The sequence below is a fragment of the Roseateles sp. P5_E11 genome (assembly GCF_054049355.1).
In genome coordinates this window covers 1-1,721 of sequence record NZ_JBFUMO010000873.1, presented here as the reverse complement: position 1 = coordinate 1,721, position 1,721 = coordinate 1, and the positions used below count along the sequence as shown (strand labels likewise).

The following is a 1,721-nucleotide window of genomic DNA, read 5'->3' as shown; positions in this document are numbered from 1 at the left end:
CGGTACCAGCGATGGCATAGGCCACGACCAGCGGCGGGCTGGCCAGGAAGTTGGCCTTGAGGTTGGGGTGGATGCGGGCCTCGAAGTTGCGGTTGCCCGACAGCACGGCCGCACAGACGAGGTCGTTGTCCTGGATGAGCTTGTTCAGCTCGGGCGTCAGGTCGCCGGCGTTGCCGATGCAGGTCGTGCAGCCATAGGCGGCGACGTTGAAGCCGAGCTTTTCCAGATAGGGCAGCAGTCCGGCCTTCTCCAGGTACTCGGTGACGATGCGCGAGCCAGGCGCGAGGGACGTCTTGATGTGCGGCGCCACCGTGAGGCCGGCTTCCACCGCCTTCTTGGCCAGCAGGCCCGCGGCCAGCAGCACGCTGGGGTTGCTGGTGTTGGTGCAGGAGGTGATGGCAGCGATCAGCACGTCGCCGTTCTTCACCGGCAGGCCCGATTCGGTGACGAAGTTCTGCGCCAGCTTGTCCGCGGGCTGGTTGAAACCGTTCTCGGCGGTGGGCTTGCTGAAGAGCTGCGCGAAGGTGGAGGCGAGATTCGTGATCTCGATGCGGTCCTGCGGGCGCTTGGGGCCGGCCAGGCTGGGCGCCACGGTGCCCAGGTCCAGCGAGACCACCGAGGTGAAGTCGATGTCGCCCGCCTTGGGCACGCCGAACATGCCTTGAGCCCGCCAATAGGCCTCGAAGGCCTCGATCTCGGCGGCGGTGCGGCCGGTGCCCTTGAAGTAGTCGACGGTCTTCTCGTCGACCGGGAAGAAGCCCATGGTGGCGCCGTACTCGGGCGCCATGTTGGCAATCGTCGCGCGGTCGGGCAGGGCCAGCGTGCGGGTGCCTTCGCCGAAGAACTCGACGAACTTGCCGACGACSYYGTGCTTGCGCAGSATCTCGGTGAYSGTGAGSACCAGGTCGGTGGCTGTCACGCCCTCGCGCAGTTGGCCCGTCAGCTCGAAGCCGACCACGTCGGGCGTCAGGAAGTAGACCGGCTGGCCCAGCATGCCGGCCTCGGCCTCGATGCCGCCCACGCCCCAGCCGACGACGCCGATGCCGTTGATCATGGTCGTGTGGCTGTCGGTGCCGACGAGACTGTCCGGGTAGAAGACGCCGTCCTTGCCCTTGTGCACGCCGCGCGCCAGGTACTCGAGGTTGACCTGGTGGACGATGCCGAAGCCGGGCGGTACGACGCCGAAGGTGTCGAAAGCCTGCATGCCCCACTTCATGAACTCGTAGCGCTCGCGGTTGCGCTCGAACTCCAGCTTCATGTTCAGGTCCAGCGCCTTCTTGGTGCCGTAGTAGTCGATCATGACCGAGTGGTCGACGACGAGGTCCACCGGCACCAGCGGTTCGATGGCTTTGGGGTTCTTGCCCATCGCGGCGGCCACGTTGCGCATGGCGGCCAGGTCGGCCAGCAAGGGCACGCCGGTGAAGTCCTGCAGCACCACGCGAGCGACGACGAAGGGGATCTCATCGACGCGGGCGGCATTGGGCTTCCAGTTGGCCAGTTGCTCGACATGCTCGGCCGTCACTTTCTTGCCGTCGCAGTTGCGCAGCACGCTTTCCAGCACGATGCGCATCGAGATCGGCATGCGCGCCACGTTCGGGTAGGCCTCGGCCAGCTTGGGCAGGGAGAAAAACTGCCCGGACTTGCCTGCGGCGAGCTTGAACTTGGCCTGGGTGTTTGCAAACGCGTGGGCCGCGGGTTTCGGCATGGTTACTCCTATAGGA

General features: G+C 66.0%; 1 protein-coding gene. It reads right to left on the bottom strand.

Translation table 11 applies throughout. The features are described 5' to 3' along the window. Nucleotides 1–1,705, bottom strand: a 1,705-nt coding sequence (acnA, locus tag ACXJKR_RS31620; RefSeq protein ID WP_457326220.1) for an aconitate hydratase AcnA, incomplete at its 3' end; no start/stop codon positions are given. Nucleotides 1,706–1,721: the final 16 nt, after the last annotated feature.